Here is a 22,223-nt window from a genome sequence, read left to right as displayed (position 1 = left end):
TTGGAAAATATTGATAACAGGTATTGAAAATCACATTCAATACCTGTTTTTTTTATTTTAAGACTGATTTTTCCCATTTTCTTAGTCCTTTCATTCATATCTTTGCAGCCGAAGAACTTAAAAAACCTATGATTAACTTTACCGAACTTTACGACAAACAAATTGACAACCTGTTTGCATTCGGCACAAAATTTACGTCCGATCGTGAAATGATAAAGGACTGCATACAGGATGTATTTGTTAAGTTGTATACAAAAAAAGATGAATTGGATTCAATCGGGAATATAGAATCTTATCTTTATGTATCGTTGAAAAACAGAATCAACGATGAATTTCGTCGTAACACCCACCTCTGTGACGAAGATGTAAACGAAAATCTCATGAAATCCATTTGTGACAGTTCTGAAACTTTATCTTTCGAAAAGAAAGAAGAAGAACAAAACAGAAATACCAAACTCGTTGGATTTATAAAAAGCCTGTCGCCAAGACAGCGCCAGATAATAAACCTATACTATCTGGAGCAGCGCAAATATGATGATATCTGTCAGATTATGGGAATAAACTATCAGTCTGTAAGAAACCTTATGCACAGAAGTATAATACGTTTGCGTACAATGGCAGCAAACAACGGGGCTATATAAGAGTACAAAAAATAAACAATGCCGTCTTTAAGATAAAACGATACCAAAAGATGGCACGTCGAAACCATATAAAGAAACTGACAAGAAAACTGCTGAAAAAAGATATTGCAAAAATTGCAGTCCTTTCAGATATAGAAAAAGAAGAACTTAAGATGCGCATATTATTTGCAATAAAGCAGCAAAACATATCATAAAGATATTTTTTTAGTTTGTTTTTAGGATAACTAATAGCCCCGAACGCTTATAAATTAGCGCCCGGGGCTATTACTTTACAGTAGACAAGTCTATATTACATAAGACTTGTCTTTCCTTTTAATGTATCATGGTTATTTTTCAAGTCAGTCCAATCAATCTTTTCCTTTGTACTGATACCGTTGATATACTTCTCGATGTTAGTATATCCGTCACCTGTACAATCCTTATTGGCATCAGACGGATCGTTAGGATTAAGACCGTTGGCGATCTCCCATTCATCCGGCATACCGTCACCATCCGTGTCCTTATATGGCTTACCCTTATATTCAGGCCAACCGCCCATCTGTGCCGGATCGGTTATTATACCATCTTTATAAGAGTCCTTGCCCAAACGGCGATATTTGAATGTGCCATCCTCAGCCTGTGACTTCGGGCTGAGTCCCCAAAGATCCCCATACGGATTTTTCTTTGGAAGTTTTTTCACATAATAAGCCTTTCCTGTACGTACCTCATCAACAATACGCTGGTCAACTATATCACGTGTAGGAAGCATGGCACCTACGTTATCAAGCACATAGTCAAATGTCTTATCAGAAGGAATAATTGTAAGCGGAGCCATTTCAAACGGCTCGTTAGAACGCATCAGTGCCAATTCGTCCGCACCAAGTTCACCGTCCTTGTCTGCCGTCTGGATACCACCTGCCCAGTTGTCTTTGGTAATCGCATCATATCCTTCAACGATATTACCGGTAGCATATACACGTCCGAACTGCTTGTACGGGAAAAGTTTCTCGCTGCGGCTTTCAGACTTTACTATTCTCCAGCCCACGTTACTGTTTTTCGGAGTAAGAGGTCCAGGTTTGTAATAGTTGTTGATAAAGTTGCTCATAGTAGAGTATTCTCCTCCATCTGCAGTACGGTGTACCCAGTTGTAGATTACGTTGTTCACAAAGTTGAACACGCCGCCCCAACCTATCGACGGATTACGTCCGGTGTTGTCAGCCCAAAGGTTGCGCATGAAAGTAGTGTTCTCACCGCCGATTGTACTGCCGAAAGCATGGTTGTAAGTATCAAGAGCCTTTGCGGAAATCGTGTTCTGAATAGTAACGTTTACTGTCGGCACCTTGCGTTTCGGCTTTCCGTCGTGCATGTCGAACATGTGACGATAAAATGAAATGTTCTCATCAAGTCCCCATTCGCACGAGCAATGGTCTATCATGATGTTACCAACAGGGTTACCTCCGAAAGAATCCTCACGATTCCACACGTTGGTATTACCACGACGGAAACGCATGTGACGTACAATGACATCGTGAGTATCTACCTGGAACGACTCGCCCGAGATGCACACACCGTCGCCGGGAGCCGTCTGACCGGCAATCGTTACATACGGAGCACGGAGTATTACAGGCGTCTTAAGCATTATGACACCGCTTACGTTGAACACGATTATACGCGCACCACCCTGCTCGCACGCCCAGCGGAACGAGCCGGGACCGTCGTCATTGAGGTTTGTAACAGTAAGCACCTTACCGCCACGACCACCGAAAGTATACATACCGCCACCCTCAGCACCGGGGAATGCCGGTATCTTTGCCTGTTTCAGGTCATAAGGACGCGAAGCCCATGGAACATACGGACGTCCTTCCATTGCCTCTTTCTTAACAATAGGGAATGCTACTGCCCATGCCGAGTCCGAATGTTGTGTCCATTCCTTGTTCTGAGCAGCATACTTGGCTTTAGCCTCATCGGTAATCTGAGGATACTGCGCCAAAGCGGCATTGGTTCCTGTAGCAAGCGCCAAAGCCGCAAACAATAATGATTTTGTGTTCATAATATATTTAGTATAAAAATTACATTAATCAACTTAAAGACTATTCAAAAGCACTTTTGTACCTAAGAAACATGTCTTATTTAAGCCATTCCACCTTTATCACCGTATATATTAGTCCGATCAAGACACCGGACAACATATAGCGATGATAAGATGATACCGTCATTGCCTGCTTAAATCACCCACAATGAAAGTATTTTTTCACCAGTTTCAGCATAGCAGGCTCATTGCCGTCTATGTCACGCCTCAGGTTTGCGTCGGCATATCCACACAGACTGTTTATCATACCGTCTATCATTGAAGGACTGAACACCCCGTATTGCTCATATACATGTCTCTGTCTTTCAAGACATCCGGCAGAAGCCTCGCAACTGTCGGGCAACTGTTCGAGCATGAGAAGCCTGTCCTTATTCTCATCGCTATGGATATTCACATCCACATAAGTCTTCTCAGCCAGTTCCAACGCATCCTCGCTCTCAATACCGTGACGGCATGCCACAGCAAGACCGGCAAGAAGCAAATATAAATCAGCCGAACCGTCTGACGAACGCATCTCCACCGTCTGCTTTTGGGTGGTGTCATATCTCTCTTCATGTTCCATGGGATTTGCAGCAGCACACATATCAACTCCCGTCACCCAGCCTAACGGAACACGCACAAGAACAGAGCGGTTGCGGTCGCCCCAGCAGATATTTGTAGGAGCCTCCTGATGAGGAACAAGACGGAAATAAGACATCGGATTGGTGTTGCCGAATGCCGTTATCGACGGTGCAAGCCTCATCATCCCTGCTATTGCCTTACGCGCCACGGATGAAAGCACTCCGCCGTCAAGCATCATACTGCGCCCGTCTTTCATCAGCCTCATGTGTATATGCAGTCCGGAACCGGCTTTCCCTGCCGTTATTTTAGGCGCAAATGTCACGTCATATCCGCTCCTGTACGCAAGATTGCGTATTATCCACTTCGCCACCATCAGCTGGTCGGCAGCTTCCTCGGCATATACAGGCAGGAATTCTATCTCGTTCTGTTCATAAACCATACCTCCGAGCGTAAAGTTTCCGACCTCCGAATGCCCGTACTTGATACGCCCTCCCGCCTGTGCAATATAAGCCATGCACTTTGTTCTGAAGTCATTGAACTTGGCATATGGTGCAGATTCATGATACCCTTTCTGGTCTGTGGCAGGGAACATGCCGTCGTCCGGTGCTATGACATAATACTCAAGCTCGCCCATTGCCTGAAATTCCATTCCCGTAACCTCACGAAACACACGGCAAGCCTTCTTCAATGTATATTCAGGAGAACTCTCCAAAAAATCTCCGTCCTTATTGAAGAAAGAGCACAACATTGACAATGTGGGTATTTCGGCAAACGGATCGAGGAATGCCGTGCGGAACTTAGGTATCACATACAGGTCGCTGCTGTCAGCTTCTATAAAACGGAAAAGACTTGAGCCGTCAACTCTCTCACCACAGGTAAGTATTGAATTAAGATGCTCAAGGTCGTTTATAACAAAATTCAATGTCTTCAGACGCCCGTCTCCGGCAGGATACATAAAATTCACCATGCGTATTCCGTTCTCGCTGACATATCGTATTATGTCTTCTTTTGTAAACTCGCTACAAGGCTTACCGACAAACGCTACCAGACCGTTAGGATTAAGATGTGTTTCTCTATTCATGGCATTGATATGATTTAAGGTTTACATTACTACCTACAAATATAATGCTTTTGTTTTTACTTAAGAAAGGATTTCAATAAAAAGTGTCTTTTGTCTGTCATACGGCGGCACCAACATAACGGTCATACACGCCCCGACAACCGTACAGAAAAGTTCCGTCTAACAGAACAAAAACACTATGCCGAAAACAGACATGAAAGCCCCCGTTTTCCAATATGCCGTCTTTTGCACTCTAAAAGGTGCCCTTTCAGCATGCAAAAGACCGCCTTTTAGAAGCTAAAAGACGGTCTTTTACAACCATACTGATTATCAACAAGTTACAGATTGTTTATTTATGACATGCAACAAGCCTTGTCATTGCTTCACTGACTGTCATTTTCATGTGCCAAAACAGCTATGCCGTGACATGTCATACATCATACATGTTATTTCGACTCCTCGCCAAGATTTTCATAAGTGTTCGTATCTTTCAACTTCGGAGCACTCTGTTTTACGGCGTTCTTGTCATAATATTCTTTCGACAATTCAAGATATTTCGGAAAGAGAGTTTTCACTATCTCACATTCGTCGCCCTCGGTCACGGGCGTGCGTCCCTTGTTGCTGCGCTTAACAAAGTCCAGTTCCCAGTCACCCAGACTGCTGTAGAAGTCATTGGCACGAAACGCCTCTCTGCCGTAAGTCAGCTTGAGGTTGTCCTCATCGTAAGTGGTACCCTCGTCAAGATGCTTCCGGAGCATGTCATAAAACTTCTGCCAGCGCACACAGTAGAAATTCTTTATCAGTCCGGACCACTCTCGCCATGAATAATCGAATATTCTCGGGTCGCCGTCTGCACCCCATATCGTCACCAACGAGGTGGCATCGCGTTCCATCAGGTCTTTCTCCTCCTCAGTCTTACCCCATTTTCTGGCATCGGCAATCCAGCGGTCAAAACTGTATTCCGGGCGCGTACGCAACATCATGTCCAAATCTTCAAGCATCTCGATGAAACGTCCCGAATGTATTTCAAAGCCCTCACGGTCTCCACTCTTGAAACAGTCGGCAGCCCTGCGGTGTATCACCTGTCCGAGGTTGGTCATTATCTGTCGCTGCAAGTCTACTATGTCAAAACGGTAAGGCTTTGAATGCGACATCTTGTCCATGTCTTTCAGCATCAGTTCCTGAGCACGGATAAGCAACTTTGGATTGTAAGATATCTTAAAACCATGGTTGGGACCCGACTTTTTGGGATACAAAGCGGGACGTGCCGCAACAATAGAGCTGCGCTCGGTGCCGTTAGTTCCTTTGCGGTAAGGTCCGTCAAGAAGCATCAACCACGCTTTCCGGGCAGAAGGAGATACAACTCCGTAACGTCGGGTGGCATAGTCGCCAAGCCATTGGTCGAGTTTTATGCTGTCCTGATGACACGGAGCCTCGAACGCCAGTTCGTAATAAACAGGGTTCTGCTCTATAGCTTCGGGAAACATTCCGCTTCCGCATACCGCCGGATTAATGCGCTCTGCACGTTTGAACAGGTTTGAAGACAACAGTCTCAGGTCACCGTGCATATTGATACGCCCACCGAAGTTATGAAGCGTTCCCACCACAAACGGGTATCCCCAAAACGACTCTCGCGATGAACCGTGAGTCTTAAGGTCGAGTATAAGCAGTTTATCCTTGGGCACAGCCTTCACTATCGGCTCTCTGATACTCCACGACTGCATCACCCATGTGCCCTGAGGGTCGAACTTTTGAAACAGCTCGTGTATTTTCATACCTACGTTTCCAAGATACTCCGGAGTATCTACCGGCGGACGTCCCTCATGAAACGGGTCGGCGGCATAGAATCCATGAGTGCCGAAAAGACGCTTCTCTTCTTGCAGAAAAGCCATACCGAAATCCTCAAAGAGAGGGTCGAGAGGATCGAGCTGAGCTGCTCCCTTGAAACCGCACCAGCCTCCCTTCTGCTTGATATTGGCTTTTGGAAACTTCTTTTTCATCTCACGCGGCACATATCCCGAGAAACCTTGCTGTATGGGATGCATGCCCAACTCAAGTTCGCGGCCGAGTATCCTGCGTCCCAATGCCAAGTGACCTTCTATAACCGACTTTGGAAGAGGACCTCCATAGCTCTGGATGTTCTGCATCCACTGCCATGCCGCATGTCCAGGACCTGCAAGAAAACTGCGTGCCTCGGTGTCGCTGAAACCGTATTTCAGCAGTGTATTGTACCATATAGCATCAAGCCCAACAGTAAAAAGAGGCATATTCACCGAGTTCATCGCCATGTAGTCAATCTCACGTTGCCAACGCTCCCAGTCCCAATAGGCAGCGGTATAGCTCACGGTGCAGTAGTTCATGTATACACGGTATTTACCGTTGATTTTGCGACGCTCCCTGTTTTTCGGCTGCGGCAACTGCTCGGGAAGATTCAACTGGTTGCCGAACCATGACACATGGGCGTTGCATGTATACTTAAGATACCAGTTGTATGCTGTCGCCAGAGCCACGGGGGTGCTTCCGCGCAATACAATCTTTTTGCCGTTGCCATCCACTTCAAACACATCCGAGTTTGTTTCACCCTCTATTATCTCAAGTTTGAACTGCCGGCTGTATCCCGGTGTCACTCTTTCTATAAGGTCCAAAACTGCCTTTATACTCTTGTCCGGCTTTGCCTCAGCCGTAAACAGCCAGAAAACGGCTGCCAATAATAATAATGTTCTTATATTCATTTTACTTTGTATTTTAATTTTTTACCAATCATCGGTTCTGAAAGAAGAGGCGGGAAGTCCTACCGAATTGGCATCCTCTTATACCATAACCTATTATAGCGCTAAGCATGCCATTGTACAATATGGAAGGTTTGACTATGTTCTCCATATCGGCATAAGGCTCAAGACTCTCTTTGATCATCCATGACTCCACACGCGAACCGCCACAACTCGAATTGATGATGCCTACCGGCACATCAAGCACCTGATTGAGCTTGCGGGCAAAAAAATATGCCGCTGCCGAAAACCCGGGCACCGTTTCCGACGATGCCTTCAGCCAGCCGCCGTCACAGTCATCGAGAGGGGTGCTGCTCTGCCTGACCTTTTCGCTAAACATCCTTATATTTTCATTGTCGCCGGTCATTATCGCATCAAGGTTACCATATATACCTTCTCCATACCGTCCGCCAACAAACATCGCCATATTCGACTGTCCGCCACACAGCCACACCTCGCCTATCATCACATCGCTGATAGTAAGTTCGTCGCCGTCGGACAGCATTATAATATATGGTCCGCCATGAACGGGAGTAGAGATATCAGTTTCCCATCTGCCGTCACCGTCGGTCTTTACCTTATATTCTTTGTTGTTCCACGATGTTTTTATATTCACCGTGCAATTGCTCCTGTCGCTTTTGCCCCGGCATAGACTTGTGTTAAACTTATGTTAATATGAGGAAAACGGTTGGATTGTAACATAGAAAGCAAAAGGAACGACAAATCGAAGTTTTTGTATTTGAATTCGTTGCTAAATCCCCATGTAAAGTCGGGATAAGGATTGCCCAACGGCACACGATCGTTATCGTCTATGATACCGTTATTATCGGCATCGAGCACTCTTATACCGCCGGGACGGTCGGATGTATGATGCGGATTGGCGTCGATCTCTTCCTGATTTTTCCAAACTCCGATGGATTTAAAACCGTAGAACTGTATCAGAGGATCACCGACACGTGCTATATAGTACTCCTTGTAGCTTCCGAGCGTAATCTGTTCTTTCGGACCTCCCAAGTCAAGAAGTTTGTTGCGGTTAAGAGAGAAATTCGCAGATGAGGTCCATCTGAACTGTTTTGTCTTTATATTAAAGGTATTCAATTCTATTTCTATACCGCGGTTTCTAAGCTTTCCTTCGTTTGTCCATGCTTTGTTGTAACCTGATACGCTGTTTATGCTCTTTTGATATAAAAGACTCTTTGTCTGAGAATTATAGAAATCGAACGAGAGATTTATGCGGTTCTTGATTATAGAAAGGTCGAAACCGATATTGAACTCGCCTGTCTGTTCCCATTGCAGCAATCTGTTACCAAGCGATGTGGAGTTGTTGGCAAAGCCGTTGACCACTGTTCCGTTTCCGGAACCGAGCACGTATGGCGCCGAATTAAGCAAGTCGGTGTTCGCATAGTTTGATATTGAATTTGTTCCGGTAAGTCCATAGCTTACTCTTAACTTGAACTGGTCGAGCCATTTTACCTTTCCTTTGATGAACGGTTCTTCCGATATGCGCCAGCCGGCAGCTATCGACGGGAACCAACCCCAGCGTTTGTCTTGTCCAAACTTAGAACTGCCGTCGGCACGAAGCGTTCCTGACAGGAGATAACGTTCAAGAAGCGAGAAGTTCAGACGACCATAGAATGAAGCCATGGCGTCATCACTCTTCCACGTTCCCGTTCTCAATGCGCTTCCTTCATACTGGTCTATACGACCTGCTGCACTTAATGAGTGTATGAAGTCTGTGGCAAAATCGAAACCAAGGATGCCCGCCTTTGTAGTTGTATTCTGATATATAGACGAACCAAGCAGTGCATTGAGCGTAAAGATGTCATCATAGCGGTAATCATAGGTAAACGTATTCTCCGATGAAAGACGCACCGTCTTGCTGTTTGAATAATATGCACGGCTCGGATCTGAGTCTGACCGGGCACCCTCATTGCGGTATTGTGTCGACTCCTGATAGTTATAGTTGAAGCTGTTGGCTGTTCTGAACTTGAGATTTTTCATCAGCAATATCTCCATATATGCTTGCAGCTGCATACGGTACTGATCTATTGGCTGCGAAGTGTTATCCAGTGTACATAGAGGGTTGCTGTTGTTCGAGTTCCAGGGAGTAGCCTTTACGGTCACCTCCTCGCCTGTCTCGGGATTGATACCCGTATATGTGCAGTTGCTGAAATGTGCACCTTTGGCATATTCACCTATTTCGCGCCCTGTTATCGCTGCCGTATACTCATCATGCTTCGCGGGGAGCCACGACGGCTGGCGTACAAAACCCATGAAGTTAGTTCCGGGACGTTCAGATTTTGTATAACTTGGGGCAATGTTGACGCCGAGCTTTATATTCTTCGTAAGATCAGCATCAATACGTGCCCTTACATTAAAGCGCTTATAATAATTCTTCTTAAGAATACCCATATCATGGTTATACGCACCCGATACGTAATATTTCATTCTATTGTTACCGCCACTTACAGACAGATCTCCCTGTATATAATAAGGATTGTCCTGTATGGCCTCTTTCTGCCAGTCGGTCTCTCTGTTCTGTGCAAGTATGTACTGTGCGATGTCTGCGGTTCCTAATGTTTGTCCCGTTAGTGCGTAATCTTGAAGACGGCGGTTAATATACTGCGTTGTGTTCATCATATCATAATACTTATAAACACTACGTGTACCGAATTTTGTCTTGAATGAGAACTGTGGTTTGTTGGCTTCGCCGCTTTTTGTCGTTATCAGTATAACGCCGTTGGCAGCACGCGAACCGTAGATGGCAGATGCGGCAGCATCTTTAAGTATCTCTACATTCTTGACATCTCCGGGGTTTATGGCATCGATACCGTCTTCGTAAGGATATCCGTCGACAACAATAAGCGGCTGGCTGCTGGCGCTGAATGATGATGTACCGCGCACAATGATATCGGGATCGGCACCCAATTCAGATGTAAGATTAAGTACTTGCAGACCTGCCGCCTTTCCCTGCAGTGCCTCGTCAAGGCGAGCAGTAGTAAGGTCTTCAAGGTCATCGGTCTTAACCTTTGCTATACTGCCTGTAAGATGAGACTTGCGTTGTACTCCGTAACCGATTGCCACAACCTCGTCAAGATGTTGCGATGTCTCCTTCATCACGACGACAAGGTTTCTCTTTCCTTTTGCCGATACTGTCTGTTTTGAGTACCCGATATATTCAAAGCTGAGAGAATTTCTGCCTTCAGGCATTTTCATTGAGAACTTTCCGTTTACATCAGTAACAGTTCCTTCTTTCCCACCGGGCACCTTAACGGTAACACCTATCAAAGGTTCATTGTTTTCATTTACCACCTGTCCCGTAACCACACGGCTTTGGCTTACCTGCTGCGTGGTTTGAACCGCTGCAAAAACAGACGGTTCGCACGTGAACGTAAAAATGGTAGCGGTCAATAAGATTGTTGCAATTTTTACCATATCATTTGTTGTTTAATATTTAGATTCATGGATTAGTTATTGATTTTCGCCACAAAGATATATTATTCCATATTACATTATTTACAATATTGTGTCTGAGATTTGTAAAAATATGTCAAAGCCTTTATAACAAGCATTTTAAACATTTACTATAAATAACTGATAAAAGAATTCTAATCTGTTGATGTGAATACATAGCACCATACTCTTCATTAATTTGCTTTAACTGTAGAAATCTGATATCATGTCGTTCCATGTCATAATAAAATCCGTAATCGGGGTACTTACGTCCGTAAAACAGGTATCGGGTTATAAGATATAACGCATTAATTTTGCAGCATACAAAAAAATATAATGAAGTCATCTAAACTTTTATGAGATTCAATATTTGCCTTTATTTTTTGAGGGTGTTTTTGCACTTGAAGAGAGAGTGTAGCGGGCTACTCGACCGATGAAAGGGTAAAAACAGACCAAAAAGAAAGGTGAAGATTGGATTTAGAAGATATAAAAGGTTAAGATTTTTATTCATCATAAAAGTTGAGATGACTTCAATAACTACAAATTTATGAACAGGAGATTAATCGCGCTATTTGTGATATGTACTATAATTATCACGGGAGCAACCGGCAAAAGAACGAGTAATTTAAATAACGAAAAGAATATGGAATATCTTAATTTGACTACCGTATGGAATAAGACGTTTCCCAAAAGCGACAAGGTGAATCACAGCAAAGTTACATTTACCAACCGCTATGGCATCACGCTGGCTGCCGACATGTATGTACCTAAGAATGCCACATCAGGCAAACTGCCGGCAATCGCAGTGTGCGGACCGTTTGGTGCTGTCAAGGAACAAGCCTCAGGACTTTATGCACAGACAATGGCAGAACGCGGTTTTCTAACCATTGCTTTCGACCCTTCTTATACCGGAGAGAGTGGTGGTGAACCTCGCTATGTGGTATCACCCGATATCAACACCGAGGATTTTTCGGCAGCCGTCGATTTCCTTATAACCAATGACAAAGTAGATCCCGGGCGTATCGGCATCATCGGTATCTGTGGCTGGGGCGGACTGGCAATCAATGCTGCAGCAGCCGACCCACGCATCAAAGCGACAGTTGCATCCACGATGTATGACATGAGCCGGGTAAATGCCAACGGTTATTTCGATGCCGATGACAGTGCCGAAGCACGCAACGCGCTCCGCAAAAAGCTTGCTGCACAGCGCACGGAGGATTTCCGAAATGGTTTTCCTAAGCCGGGCGGTGGTGTTCCGGATATTTTGCCTGCCGACGCTCCGCAGTTTTTTAAAGACTATCACGCCTATTACAAAACACCGCGCGGATATCACGAGCGCTCGCTCAACTCCAATCAAGGACGCAACGCCACCGAAGCAATTCCGTTCATCAACTTCCCGCTTATGAGCCGTGCCGGCGAGATAGAAAACGCAGTGCTTATCATTCATGGCGAAAAGGCACACTCCCGTTATTTCGGTGAAGATGCGTTCAAGAAACTGACGGGCGACAACAAGGAACTGATGATTATTACGGGTGCAAGTCATACGGACCTTTATGACAATTTTACCGTAATTCCGTTCGACAAAATGGAAGCATTCTTTCACAAGCATCTCAAATAAACGTTTAAAAACGAAGTTCGATATCACATCGAACTTCACGTAAAGTAGCGGGCTGCTACTGTTTCAGTGCAAAGATAATGCTTCCGGCATGTCCGTTGGCGGGAATTGGCAGCTATTGTCAGGATTTGGCATTATTTGGCAGAAATTGATAAAGAAACGGATATATATATGAACATATTGCCGTGCACTTTTTGATACTTGTGACTGTGGTTTATATAACATCATATAATAAAATAAGTATGCCCCATTTTAAAGGATTTGCATTTTATTTTTCTTGCACAAAAAACATGTCAAAATAGCAGGCTTTGTAAAGTGCGCCACTTTATAGTGCTATGTATGCCACTTTACAGCGTAAAGCAAGGCATATCAGACTGTAAAGTGCGGCACTTTACAAAGTAATATAACGTACTTTGTTTTGACGTGAGGCACGTATGAACGCCGGATGTAACCGTTATTCTGCCGGTATCCAGCTGCTGTCCGATTTGAACACTTCTGCTATAGTTATCTTGGCAGCCTCTTTTTTCGTTAGCTGCCGGCTCCATGGCGCACGCTGTGCGGTGCCGGCACCTTCGCCGCGGTTGTTGTATTCCATGTAACGTGCGGTCTGTTCATTTGAAGTCTTGCCCCAGTTGTGCCAGCCACGTGGAACGATATGCCCGCCCAGTTCGCAGTTCATGAACAGGGTGTGGGCGTATGGCCGCCATGGACGTCCGAGGTGTACTTTGTCTGCCGCAGGTGCTGCCGTCAGACGGCAGTTGTTGAATACATATCCGTAGGCGATGTCTGCCGGTGTGGATGCAGCGGTTACGTATGAGTTTATCTTGCTGTATATGGTACAGCCATCAAACCATGCTGTCGACGGACCGAAGATAAAGTCGGTCGTTCCCTCTATATAGCAGTTCTTGAAGTATAGACGTGTGCCGCCTACGCCGGTATATATCGTGTCCTGGTTGCCGAGAAAGCGGCAGTTGATGAATACGAGGCGGTCGCCCTCGGTGTGCAGTGCCACAGCCTGACCGAGCCGTGCGGCGTTGTTCTCTATCGTTATGTTCTTGAACGTGATGTCGTTGCCTTCCACCTTTACCGTGTATGTGCGGAAAGTTCCCATCTTGCGGTCTGTGCCCGGAATGCGTATGTTGGCGTGGTCGTCGTATGTGATGATTGTGTTTTCCGCGTCTTCACCGCATATTTCTATGTTCGTGAGCCACGAGGGTATTATCAGTTTTTCCTTGTAAACGCCTTTCTTTACGTAGATAACCTTGTGATAGTCCATGAATGCCCGGCAAACCTCCACTGCATCGTCAATGGTGCGGAACTCGCCGGTGCCGTCGCGCGACACGACCAGCGTATCAGGATTGTCGTAAGGATTGGCTGCGTCCATGGCTACTGCGCACATGAGAGCCGCGATGATTGTAAAGAACTTTTTCATTGTCGGTCTTAATATTTTAAGGTTATTGTAATTAATAATTTATAATGAGGAGATAGGGGGGAGGTAATGGGGAGATAGGAGACGTGTGTCCTGTTGCTTGGAACAAGGCTATTGTCCCTTATCTTCTGTGGCGTCAGCCACATAACTACCCGTAACTTCTTTTAACTCCTTATTTCTATACCGTCTGCTTTATTTCCTGAAGCCCCTTTATCGCCTTGAGCTTCTTCATTATCACTTTCACGTCGTCCCTGTCGTGTACGAGCAGTTCGAGCGAGCCGTCGAAAATGCCCTGGTCGCAGGATATCGTTATCTTGTGGATGTTAACGTTGAGCTGTTCGGATATCACCTTTGTCACCTCGTTGAGCATTCCGATGCGGTCTATGCCGCGTATGGCTATCGTGGCGTCGAAGAGAAGACGCTTGTGCATATCCCATTTGGCGTCGAGGATGCGGTTACCGTAGCCCGACTTCAGTTTTGAAGCAACGGGACACGAACGCTTGTGTATCTCTATGCGGTTCTTGCGGTCTATAAATCCAAGAACGTCGTCGCCCGGTATGGGATGACAACACTGGCGGAAGACAAACTGGTTTATGCTGTCGTCGGTGATGTATACGGGCTTTTTACGATTGAAGCCTTCGGTAACGATAAAGTAGTTCTGTTTGTTCTCTTCCTGCTTGCCTTTGTCCTTGGAGAGGAAAGGTACATACTTGCGCCATTTCCTGCCTGACGCCGGCTTGTGTCTGCCGTTTATCTCGTCGACATCCTTTTCGCCGAGTATTACAGACCTGTCTCCTATGGCGGCAAGCAGCCTGTCGTATTTGTCTATGCTGTGAAACTCGCACAGTGTGTCTGTCACTGCCGGGGTGAACTCGATAGAGTTGTTCTTTAGAAAATCCTTCAGTATCTGTTCGCCTTTCTTCTGCAGTTCGCGCCCCTCTTTTCGAAGTATGCTCTGTATCTTAGACTTTGCCTTGGCTGTCGTGGCAAAATTCATCCACGACGGCTGTACACGCTGGGAGTTTGATGTGAGTATCTCGACCTGGTCGCCGCTGTCGAGCTTGTGGCTCAGAGGCACAAGTTTATGGTTAACTTTTGCTCCGATGCAGTGTACTCCCAGTTCGGTATGCAGGAGAAACGCGAGGTCGAGAGCCGTACTGCCTGCCGGCATTGTCTTTATTTCCCCTTTTGGCGTGAAGACGAATATTTCCGACGCAAACAAATTCATCTTTATGGCATCGAGAAAGTCCATGGCATCCGGCTGCGGATCGTCGAGAATGTCTTTTATCGTGCGCAGCCAGTTGCTCAGCTCGCCCTCATCTTCCATTATCTCGTTGCCTTCCTTGTATTTCCAGTGTGCCGCAAAGCCCTGCTCCGCCACTTCATCCATACGGTCCGAACGTATCTGCACCTCTATCCATCGCCCCTGCCTGCTCATCAGTGTCACGTGTATTGCCTGATAGCCGTTTGCCTTGGGCGTGTTTATCCAGTCGCGCACACGGTCGGGGTGCGACTTGTATATCTTGCACAGCGTGGTGTATATTTTGAAACACTCGTCAACCTCGTTGTTGCGATCCTTCGGTGTAAGTATTATCCTTACGGCGAGAATGTCGTATATCTGGTCAAAAGTGATATGCTTTGCCTCCATCTTGCGCCAGATGGAATAGGGACTTTTCACACGTGCCTTTATCTGGTAGCTTACTCCCATGTCGTCGAGAACCTTGCGTATGGGCTGTGTGAACTTGTCGAAGAGCATGTCGCGAGAGTCCTGCGTGCTCTGCAACTGGTGTTCTATGGCGGCATAACGCTCGGGATGTTCGAACTTGAAGCTGAGGTTTTCCAGTTCGGTCTTTATCTTGTTCAGTCCGAGACGGTTTGCAAGCGGAGCATATATATATAATGTCTCGCCGGCTATCTTATACTGTTTGTTTGCCGGCTGGCTATCGAGTGTGCGCATGTTGTGCAGGCGGTCGCATATCTTTATCAGTATTACGCGGATGTCGTTGCTCATGGTCAGGAGCAGCTTCTTGAAGTTCTCTGCCTGTGCCGATGTCTGGTCGCCGAATATTCCGCCTGATATCTTTGTCAGTCCGTCTACGATGAGGGCTATTCTTGCCCCGAAGATGTTCTCGATGTCTTCAACGGTGTAGTCGGTATCTTCCACCACATCGTGCAGCAGTGCCGCGCAGATGCTCGTCGAGCCGAGTCCCATTTCCGAACAGGCGATCTGTGCCACGGCAATGGGATGCATGATATAAGGTTCGCCCGACAGGCGGCGCACTCCCTTGTGTGCCTGGCGGGCAAAGTTGAATGCCTTTGTTATAATGTCCGTTTTCTTGCGGTGACGTGACGCAAGATAACTGTCAAGCAGATTTTGAAACGCGCCGTTTACCAACTTTTCCTCTGCCGTCTCTCTTTCGTTAACAGTGTTTCTTTGTTCCTCCATAGTGTTCTGCCTGTATTTGTTATTCGTATGGAAAGTTGCGGGTCATTTAAACAAGTATCTGTTCAGAATTAACCATGTATATAATAATGTGTATGTGTGACCGGCTTTGCCGCCGGTTACGGACATGGACACGATATTATTTCACCCTGAGCTTTTTGCCTGCGCGTATGTTGCTGCCTTTTATTCCGTTGAGCTGTTGCAGTTTCTTCACGGTGGTATGGTTCTTTCTTGCTATTTCGGACAACGACTGTCCCGGTTTGATTGTTACGCTCTTCGCTCTTCTTGACTTGCCTTTGCTCCTGCGCGACTTCTTATACGTCTTCTTGCTGCCGCTGTATGATGTTCCGCGTCTGTTGTAGCCCGAATACTGGTTGCTGTTGTCCTGCACCTCCACTATCGAACGGCGTGTAAGGAAACGGTCGGCCTGGTGGTTGTATATAGAGTCTTCGTTCTGTATGAACGTGTTGACAACGGTGGCAGGCAGGCGCAGTACCGACGGCTTCGTCCCTCCGTTTACTATGTCGCGGCGATATTGGGGATTGAGCGTGCGCAACTCTTCAAGTTCAATGCCGCACACATCCGAGATCTGTTGCAGGTGCACGTCGCGGTTTACCACAACCGTGTCGGTCTTTGCCGGCAACTTGGTGCGCATCGGACATATATTGTGCTCGCAATAGTAGTTCATGGCATAGTTGGCGGCGATAAATGCCGGGACATATCCGCGGGTCTCGCGCGGCAGATATGAGTATATGGACCAATAATCCGCCTTTCCTCCCGAGCGCTGTATAGCCTTGCGCACGTTCTCCGGACCGCAGTTGTATGCTGCAATGACAAGGCTCCAGTCGCCGTAGATCTTGTAAAGGTCTTTAAGGAAGCGTGCTGCGGCATATGAAGACTTGATGGGGTCGCGGCGCTCGTCTACGAGAGAATTTATCTCCAAACCGTATTGCTTGCCTGTCGCCACCATGAACTGCCACAGACCGGCTGCACCTACATGCGATGTCGCCTTGGGATTGAGTGCAGACTCGATGACGGGAAGATATTTCAGTTCGAGCGGAAGACCGTATGCTTCGAGCGCTTCTTCGAATATGGGCATGTAGAAGTTTGATGCACCGAGCATGTAGCTCACCGAGCGACGCAGCCTTCCGGTATAGCGGTCGATGAACTTCTGCACGATGTCGTTGTAGGGCATCTCCATAACATTGGGCATTCTGCCCAGACGCTCTATATACACTTCCTTGGGATATTCGGGATTTACGTCGCGATAGTTGCAGTCTACATCGGGCTGCAGGTAGTTCTGCGAATAATACAGTTGCAGCAGACTGTCCACCCCGAGGTTCATCGCCTCGGGAATGTCTATCTGTTCCGTCTTGCCGTCTTCGTCTGTTACGGTTATCTCTTTGTCGTCGCTCTGTGCATGTAAGGCACTGCCTGTTCCGAAGAGCAGTGTGAATATTGTAATGAAAAGTTTGTTGTTTATATTAATCTTCATATCTTTTTATTGTAAAGAAAATGTTGTCAGAAATTAAGCGAGCACTGGACTCCCAATGAAGAAGACTTTATGGGGTTCAGTGACGAACGGTTGTTGATGACCGACGGTTCTATCTTAAGGCTGAGATCCTCGGATATGTCAAACTGTGACAGTGATGCGTCTACGTAGGCGTCTATCACAGACAGGGCGTATACGCCGATGAGGGCGAAGATACTCAGGTCGCGATACTTGCGGTAGTAGTCCTTGCGCCTTTTGAAAAGGTTCTCGTATCGCGACTTGTTCTCTTCCGTTATTTTGTTGCCGAGATGCAGAAACTGGTTGTAGCTCTGCGTGTTGGGATCGTTGTCCATGAGGTCCATGTATGCCTGCGAGTAGTCGCGGTACATCTGGTTGTTCCACCTCATGGCATAAATACATCCCACAAAGCCTCCGTAGACAATGGGCAGTTTCCAATATTTGCGGTTGTATATCTGTCCGGCTCCGGGCAGTACTATGGCAAGCCACAATGCCCTCTTGGGGTCGGGGCTCCATTTAGCCCAGTCGCGTTTCATCTTTTTTACAACGGCACTGTCTTTTGCAACCGTCATTACGGTTACCGTGCTGTCTGCCTTGTATATCTCTTTTGTAATAGAGTCTGTTACGGAGACGATACTGTCCGTCTGTTCCTCCGCCCCATGACATGGCATACCTGTTGCCAGCATTATGAAGGCAAACACCACTTTGAGCATGTATGGTATGTATCTGTTCACAATCGGGATATGTTGTTATTCCTTCATCTTGTCTAAAACGCTCATGATATGCTCCAGCTCTTCCTCGTTGGCAAAAGGAATGCTTATTTTCCCTTTTCCTTTTGCAGAGCATGTCATCTGCACCTTGGTGCTGAAAAAGTCGGAAAGACGTTGGCGCAGTGCCGTAAACTCCTCAGGCATTTGCGATGCTCCCGATATTCGTTTCTTTCCGCTTGTTATTTCCTCTCCGTTTTTCAGTTGTTTTACAAGTTCTTCCACCTTGCGCACGGAGTAGTTGTTGCGTTGTATCTCTTTGAACAGCTTTATCTGCAGCGACGGGCTGTCTATGGAAAGCAGTGCCCTTGCGTGCCCCATGTCTATCTCTTTGTTCTGCAGAGCCATCTGCACCTGTGCCGGAAGTTTCAGCAGACGGAGGTAGTTGGCTATGGCAGTGCGGCTCTTTCCCACGCGCTCGGAAACCTTTTCCTGTGTCATGCCCGTATTGGCGAGCAGATGTTCGTATGCCAGTGCTATTTCTATGGCGTTGAGGTCTTCGCGCTGTATGTTCTCTACGAGTGCCATTTCCATGACATTCTCGTCCTTTATCGTCCTGATATATGCCGGTATGGCTGTCAGTCCTGCAAGTTGCGATGCCCTCCAGCGGCGTTCACCGGCGATTATCTGGTATCTTTGATCTGCCACCTGCCGCAGCGTTATCGGCTGTATGATGCCTATCTCCCTTATGCTCGTGGCAAGTTCTTGCAGCGACTCTTCGTCGAACTCGCGTCGCGGCTGGTTGGGATTGGCTTCAATCTGTTCCAACGGAATCTCGTTTATTGTCGAGCTTCCCTGCGGACGCACGTCTTCGGTGGATATAAGTGCATCGAGTCCGCGCCCCAGTGCATATCTTTTATGTATTGCCATTGTATGCTGTTATTTGTTCTTGTTTATGATTTCCTTTGCCAGTGCCAGGTGGTTCTTGCTGCCGGTAGAGTCGGCATCGTATAATATTACGGGCAGTCCGTGGCTCGGCGACTCGCTCAGCTTCACGTTACGTTGTATCACTGTTTTGAATACAAGTTCCTGGAAGTGGCGTTTCACCTCGTCGTATATCTGGTTTGCCAGTTTCAGGCGGCTGTCGTACATGGTGAGCAGAAAACCTTCTATCTCCAGTTTCGGATTGAGTTTGCTTTTTATTATCTTTATGGTGTTGAGCAGTTTGCTTATGCCTTCAAGGGCAAAATACTCGCATTGCACCGGTATTATGACGGAGTCGGCGGCAGTGAGCGAGTTTACCGTTATCAGTCCGAGCGACGGCGAGCAGTCGATAAGTATGAAATCGTAGTCGTCTTTTATCGGTGCGAGCATTCTTTTCAGTATCTGTTCGCGGTGGTCGAGGTTAAGCATTTCAATCTCCGCCCCTACAAGGTCGATGTGGCTCGGTATGATGTCAAGCCCGTCTATGTCGGTTGTGTATACAGCGTCGCGCACATCGGCATTGTCTATTATGCACTCGTAGAGCGAGCAGTCCACGTCTTTGGCACTTACGCCCAGTCCGCTGGACGCGTTTGCCTGCGGGTCGGCATCGATTACGAGCACCTTCTTTTCCAATGTGGCCAACGATGCCGCAAGGTTTATCGTCGATGTCGTTTTGCCCACGCCACCTTTCTGATTGGCAAGTGCTATGATTTTTCCCATTATAATTTGCTAAAATTCTACTGAACGGCAACGAGACGCTATAGGTAATGACGCCGTTTGCCTGATAAACTTTTCGGCAAAGTTACATATTTTATGTGAGAAAATAGGTAGATTATACCTTTTTTAGTACTTTTGCGGACTAAAGAACAGTATTTATGAATGAAAAAAGACCGCTGATCCTTATTTCAAACGACGACGGATATGAGTCGTTGGGAATAAACAGTCTTATAGAATATGTCCGCGACATGGGAGATGTCATAGTGTGTGCACCCGATGCGGCACGCTCCGGTTTCTCGTGTGCCTTCTCTGCAACGGAACCGTTGTTGCTTACTCTGCGTGCAGAAAGCGACGGAGTGCAGATATGGTCGTGCACCGGTACGCCGGTGGACTGTGTCAAACTGGCGTTGAGCGAGATATGCCCGCGTAAGCCCGATCTGGTGCTGAGCGGCATCAACCATGGTGACAACGGTTCGGTGAACACCCACTATTCCGGCACAATGGGCGTGGCAATGGAAGGTTGCATGAAGTATATCCCTTCGGTGGCTTTCTCGCTGTGCGACCATAATCCACGGGCTTGTTTCAAACCGTTGAGGAACTATGTACGGGAGATAGTGAAGCGTGTTCTTGCCGAGGGACTGCCGATGGGCGTGTGCCTTAATGTCAATTTCCCTTTGGCAACCGAATTCCGCGGTATGAAAATTTGCCGTATGGCACATGGAACGTGGGGCAATGAAGTAGTGAAGGCACGCCATCCCCGGGGGTACGACTATTATTGGCTCGTGGGTTCGTATACCAGTGACGAGCCGCAAGCCACCGACACGGACAACCGCGCATTGACAGACGGATATGTCGCCGTGACACCTACACGTATAGACGTGACGGACTATGAGACGATGAACAGGCTGAAAGACTGGGAGAACATTATCTTATGAAATATTACATCATTGCCGGCGAGGCGAGCGGTGACCTTCATGCTTCACATCTGATGAAAGCGCTGCAGAGAGAGGATGCCGATGCGGACTTCCGCTTTTTCGGAGGCGACATGATGTCCGCCGCAGGCGGAACACGTGTAAAGCATTATCGCGAGCTGGCATATATGGGCTTTGTCCCCGTGCTGCTCCATCTACGCACAATTTTCCGCAACATGGCAATGTGCAAGGATGATATCGCCACATGGCAGCCGGACGTGGTGATACTTGTGGATTATCCGGGCTTCAATCTCAGCATTGCACGCTTTGTGAAAGACCACATGGACATACCGGTCTACTACTATATATCGCCCAAGATATGGGCATGGAAAGAGTACAGGATAAAGAACATACGCCGCGATGTGTCCGAGATGTTCTCCATATTGCCGTTCGAGGTTGACTTCTACGAGAATAAGCACGGATATAAGATAAATTATGTGGGCAACCCTACGGCAGACGAGGTGGCACAGTTCCGCATGTCTTACAAAGAGACGTTCGGCGATTTTGTCAAGCGCATCAACGGCTCGGTTGCCGATGACGCGGACAAGAACGGCACGACATCCTCATCGGTTCTTCCGTTGCGTAGCGACAGACCCGTTATAGCTCTGCTTGCCGGCAGCCGCAGACAGGAAATAAAGGATAATCTGCCCGATATGATAAAGGCTGCCTATGCCTATGCCGACCGCTATCAGATTGTGCTCGCCGCGGCTCCGGGCATATCACCGGAATATTACCGCCGGTTTGTGTACGGCAAAAAGGTGAGCGTCGTTTACGGAGAGACTTACGCACTGTTGTCGCATGCCGTGGCGGCTCTTGTGACAAGCGGTACGGCGACACTCGAAACGGCGTTGTTCGATGTTCCGCAGGTTGTGTGTTACGAGACGCCCATACCGAAAGTCATCGCGTTCTTACGCCGCCACGTGTTGAAGGTAAAGTATATATCGCTCGTCAATCTTATTGCCGGCAATGAGGTGGTGCCCGAGCTGGTGGCAGACACTTTCACTCTGGACAACATCCGCCATAATCTTGGCAGAATACTTCCCGGCGGAGACGGACGCGAGGAAATGATGTGCGGTTATGAACAGGTTAGGGAAAAGCTTGGAAATGCCGGTGCTGCGGAGAATGCGGCAAGAATTATGGTTGCGAAACTGCGTCCGTGACATATCTCAAGTGAAGATTCCAAATCGAAGTGCAAAATTTTGATTTAGGAATTACCTCTTTCAGAGTATTGTCCGTCCTCTCTTGGGGGCGCGCCCCCAAGAGAGGACGGAGCCAAAGTTTTTAACTGACAAAACA

15 protein-coding genes are annotated in these 22,223 nt (G+C 47.1%); 4 read left to right on the top strand and 11 right to left on the bottom strand.

Annotated elements, in window-relative coordinates; all coding sequences use genetic code 11:
• Positions 1–128 precede the first annotated feature (128 nt).
• Positions 129–641 (top strand): RNA polymerase sigma factor, encoded by a 513-nt coding sequence (locus HPS54_RS10215; RefSeq protein ID WP_172345355.1) that lies wholly within the window; start codon positions 129–131, stop codon positions 639–641.
• A 289-nt stretch (positions 642–930) separates the two neighbouring features.
• Here HPS54_RS10215 and HPS54_RS10210 read toward each other — a convergent pair whose 3' ends face one another.
• From HPS54_RS10210 to HPS54_RS10190, 5 genes are all read right to left on the bottom strand, one after another.
• Positions 931–2,670: a polysaccharide lyase gene (locus tag HPS54_RS10210; protein WP_172345354.1), complete on the bottom strand. Its 1,740-nt coding sequence runs from the start codon at positions 2,668–2,670 to the stop codon at positions 931–933.
• 178 nt (positions 2,671–2,848) lie between these two features.
• Positions 2,849–4,351 (bottom strand): glutamine synthetase family protein, encoded by a 1,503-nt coding sequence (locus HPS54_RS10205; RefSeq protein ID WP_172345353.1) that lies wholly within the window; start codon positions 4,349–4,351, stop codon positions 2,849–2,851.
• A 425-nt stretch (positions 4,352–4,776) separates the two neighbouring features.
• Positions 4,777–7,062 (bottom strand): alpha-N-acetylglucosaminidase, encoded by a 2,286-nt coding sequence (locus HPS54_RS10200; RefSeq protein ID WP_172345352.1) that lies wholly within the window; start codon positions 7,060–7,062, stop codon positions 4,777–4,779.
• A 28-nt stretch (positions 7,063–7,090) separates the two neighbouring features.
• Positions 7,091–7,714 (bottom strand): sialate O-acetylesterase, encoded by a 624-nt coding sequence (locus HPS54_RS10195; RefSeq protein ID WP_172345351.1) that lies wholly within the window; start codon positions 7,712–7,714, stop codon positions 7,091–7,093.
• Positions 7,711–10,533 (bottom strand): SusC/RagA family TonB-linked outer membrane protein, encoded by a 2,823-nt coding sequence (locus tag HPS54_RS10190; protein ID WP_172345350.1) that lies wholly within the window; start codon positions 10,531–10,533, stop codon positions 7,711–7,713. The genes HPS54_RS10195 and HPS54_RS10190 overlap by 4 nt, the downstream gene beginning before the upstream one ends.
• Before the next feature lie 565 nt (positions 10,534–11,098).
• Between HPS54_RS10190 and HPS54_RS10185 the strand changes: the two genes are divergently transcribed.
• The gene (locus HPS54_RS10185) at positions 11,099–12,169 is read left to right on the top strand and encodes an alpha/beta hydrolase (RefSeq protein WP_172345349.1); all 1,071 of its coding nucleotides are present in this window, start codon (positions 11,099–11,101) and stop codon (positions 12,167–12,169) included.
• 451 nt (positions 12,170–12,620) lie between these two features.
• Here the strand turns inward: HPS54_RS10185 and HPS54_RS10180 are convergent, their stop codons facing one another.
• The 6 genes from HPS54_RS10180 to HPS54_RS10155 form a co-directional block, all read right to left on the bottom strand.
• On the bottom strand, positions 12,621–13,598 hold the full coding sequence (locus tag HPS54_RS10180; RefSeq protein WP_172345348.1) for a pectinesterase family protein: 978 nt from the start codon (positions 13,596–13,598) through the stop codon (positions 12,621–12,623).
• A gap of 175 nt (positions 13,599–13,773) precedes the next feature.
• Positions 13,774–16,041: a RelA/SpoT family protein gene (locus HPS54_RS10175; protein ID WP_172345347.1), complete on the bottom strand. Its 2,268-nt coding sequence runs from the start codon at positions 16,039–16,041 to the stop codon at positions 13,774–13,776.
• 136 nt (positions 16,042–16,177) lie between these two features.
• On the bottom strand, positions 16,178–17,533 hold the full coding sequence (locus tag HPS54_RS10170; RefSeq protein ID WP_172345346.1) for a lytic transglycosylase domain-containing protein: 1,356 nt from the start codon (positions 17,531–17,533) through the stop codon (positions 16,178–16,180).
• A 26-nt stretch (positions 17,534–17,559) separates the two neighbouring features.
• On the bottom strand, positions 17,560–18,282 hold the full coding sequence (locus HPS54_RS10165; protein ID WP_420907320.1) for a DUF5683 domain-containing protein: 723 nt from the start codon (positions 18,280–18,282) through the stop codon (positions 17,560–17,562).
• A 15-nt stretch (positions 18,283–18,297) separates the two neighbouring features.
• Complete coding sequence (locus tag HPS54_RS10160) at positions 18,298–19,185, bottom strand: ParB/RepB/Spo0J family partition protein (protein WP_172345345.1); 888 nt, start codon at positions 19,183–19,185, stop codon at positions 18,298–18,300.
• A gap of 9 nt (positions 19,186–19,194) precedes the next feature.
• On the bottom strand, positions 19,195–19,959 hold the full coding sequence (locus HPS54_RS10155; protein WP_172345344.1) for a ParA family protein: 765 nt from the start codon (positions 19,957–19,959) through the stop codon (positions 19,195–19,197).
• A gap of 155 nt (positions 19,960–20,114) precedes the next feature.
• Between HPS54_RS10155 and surE the strand changes: the two genes are divergently transcribed.
• Positions 20,115–20,891 (top strand): 5'/3'-nucleotidase SurE, encoded by a 777-nt coding sequence (gene surE / locus HPS54_RS10150; RefSeq protein WP_172345343.1) that lies wholly within the window; start codon positions 20,115–20,117, stop codon positions 20,889–20,891.
• Complete coding sequence (locus HPS54_RS10145; protein ID WP_172345342.1) at positions 20,888–22,087, top strand: lipid-A-disaccharide synthase; 1,200 nt, start codon at positions 20,888–20,890, stop codon at positions 22,085–22,087. Before surE ends, HPS54_RS10145 begins: the two co-directional genes overlap by 4 nt.
• The last annotated feature ends 136 nt before the right edge of the window (positions 22,088–22,223 follow it).

Source organism: Xylanibacter caecicola (assembly GCF_013166515.1).
Lineage (GTDB): Bacteria > Bacteroidota > Bacteroidia > Bacteroidales > Bacteroidaceae > Prevotella > Prevotella caecicola.
This window is presented reverse-complemented; position numbering and strand designations above follow the sequence as displayed.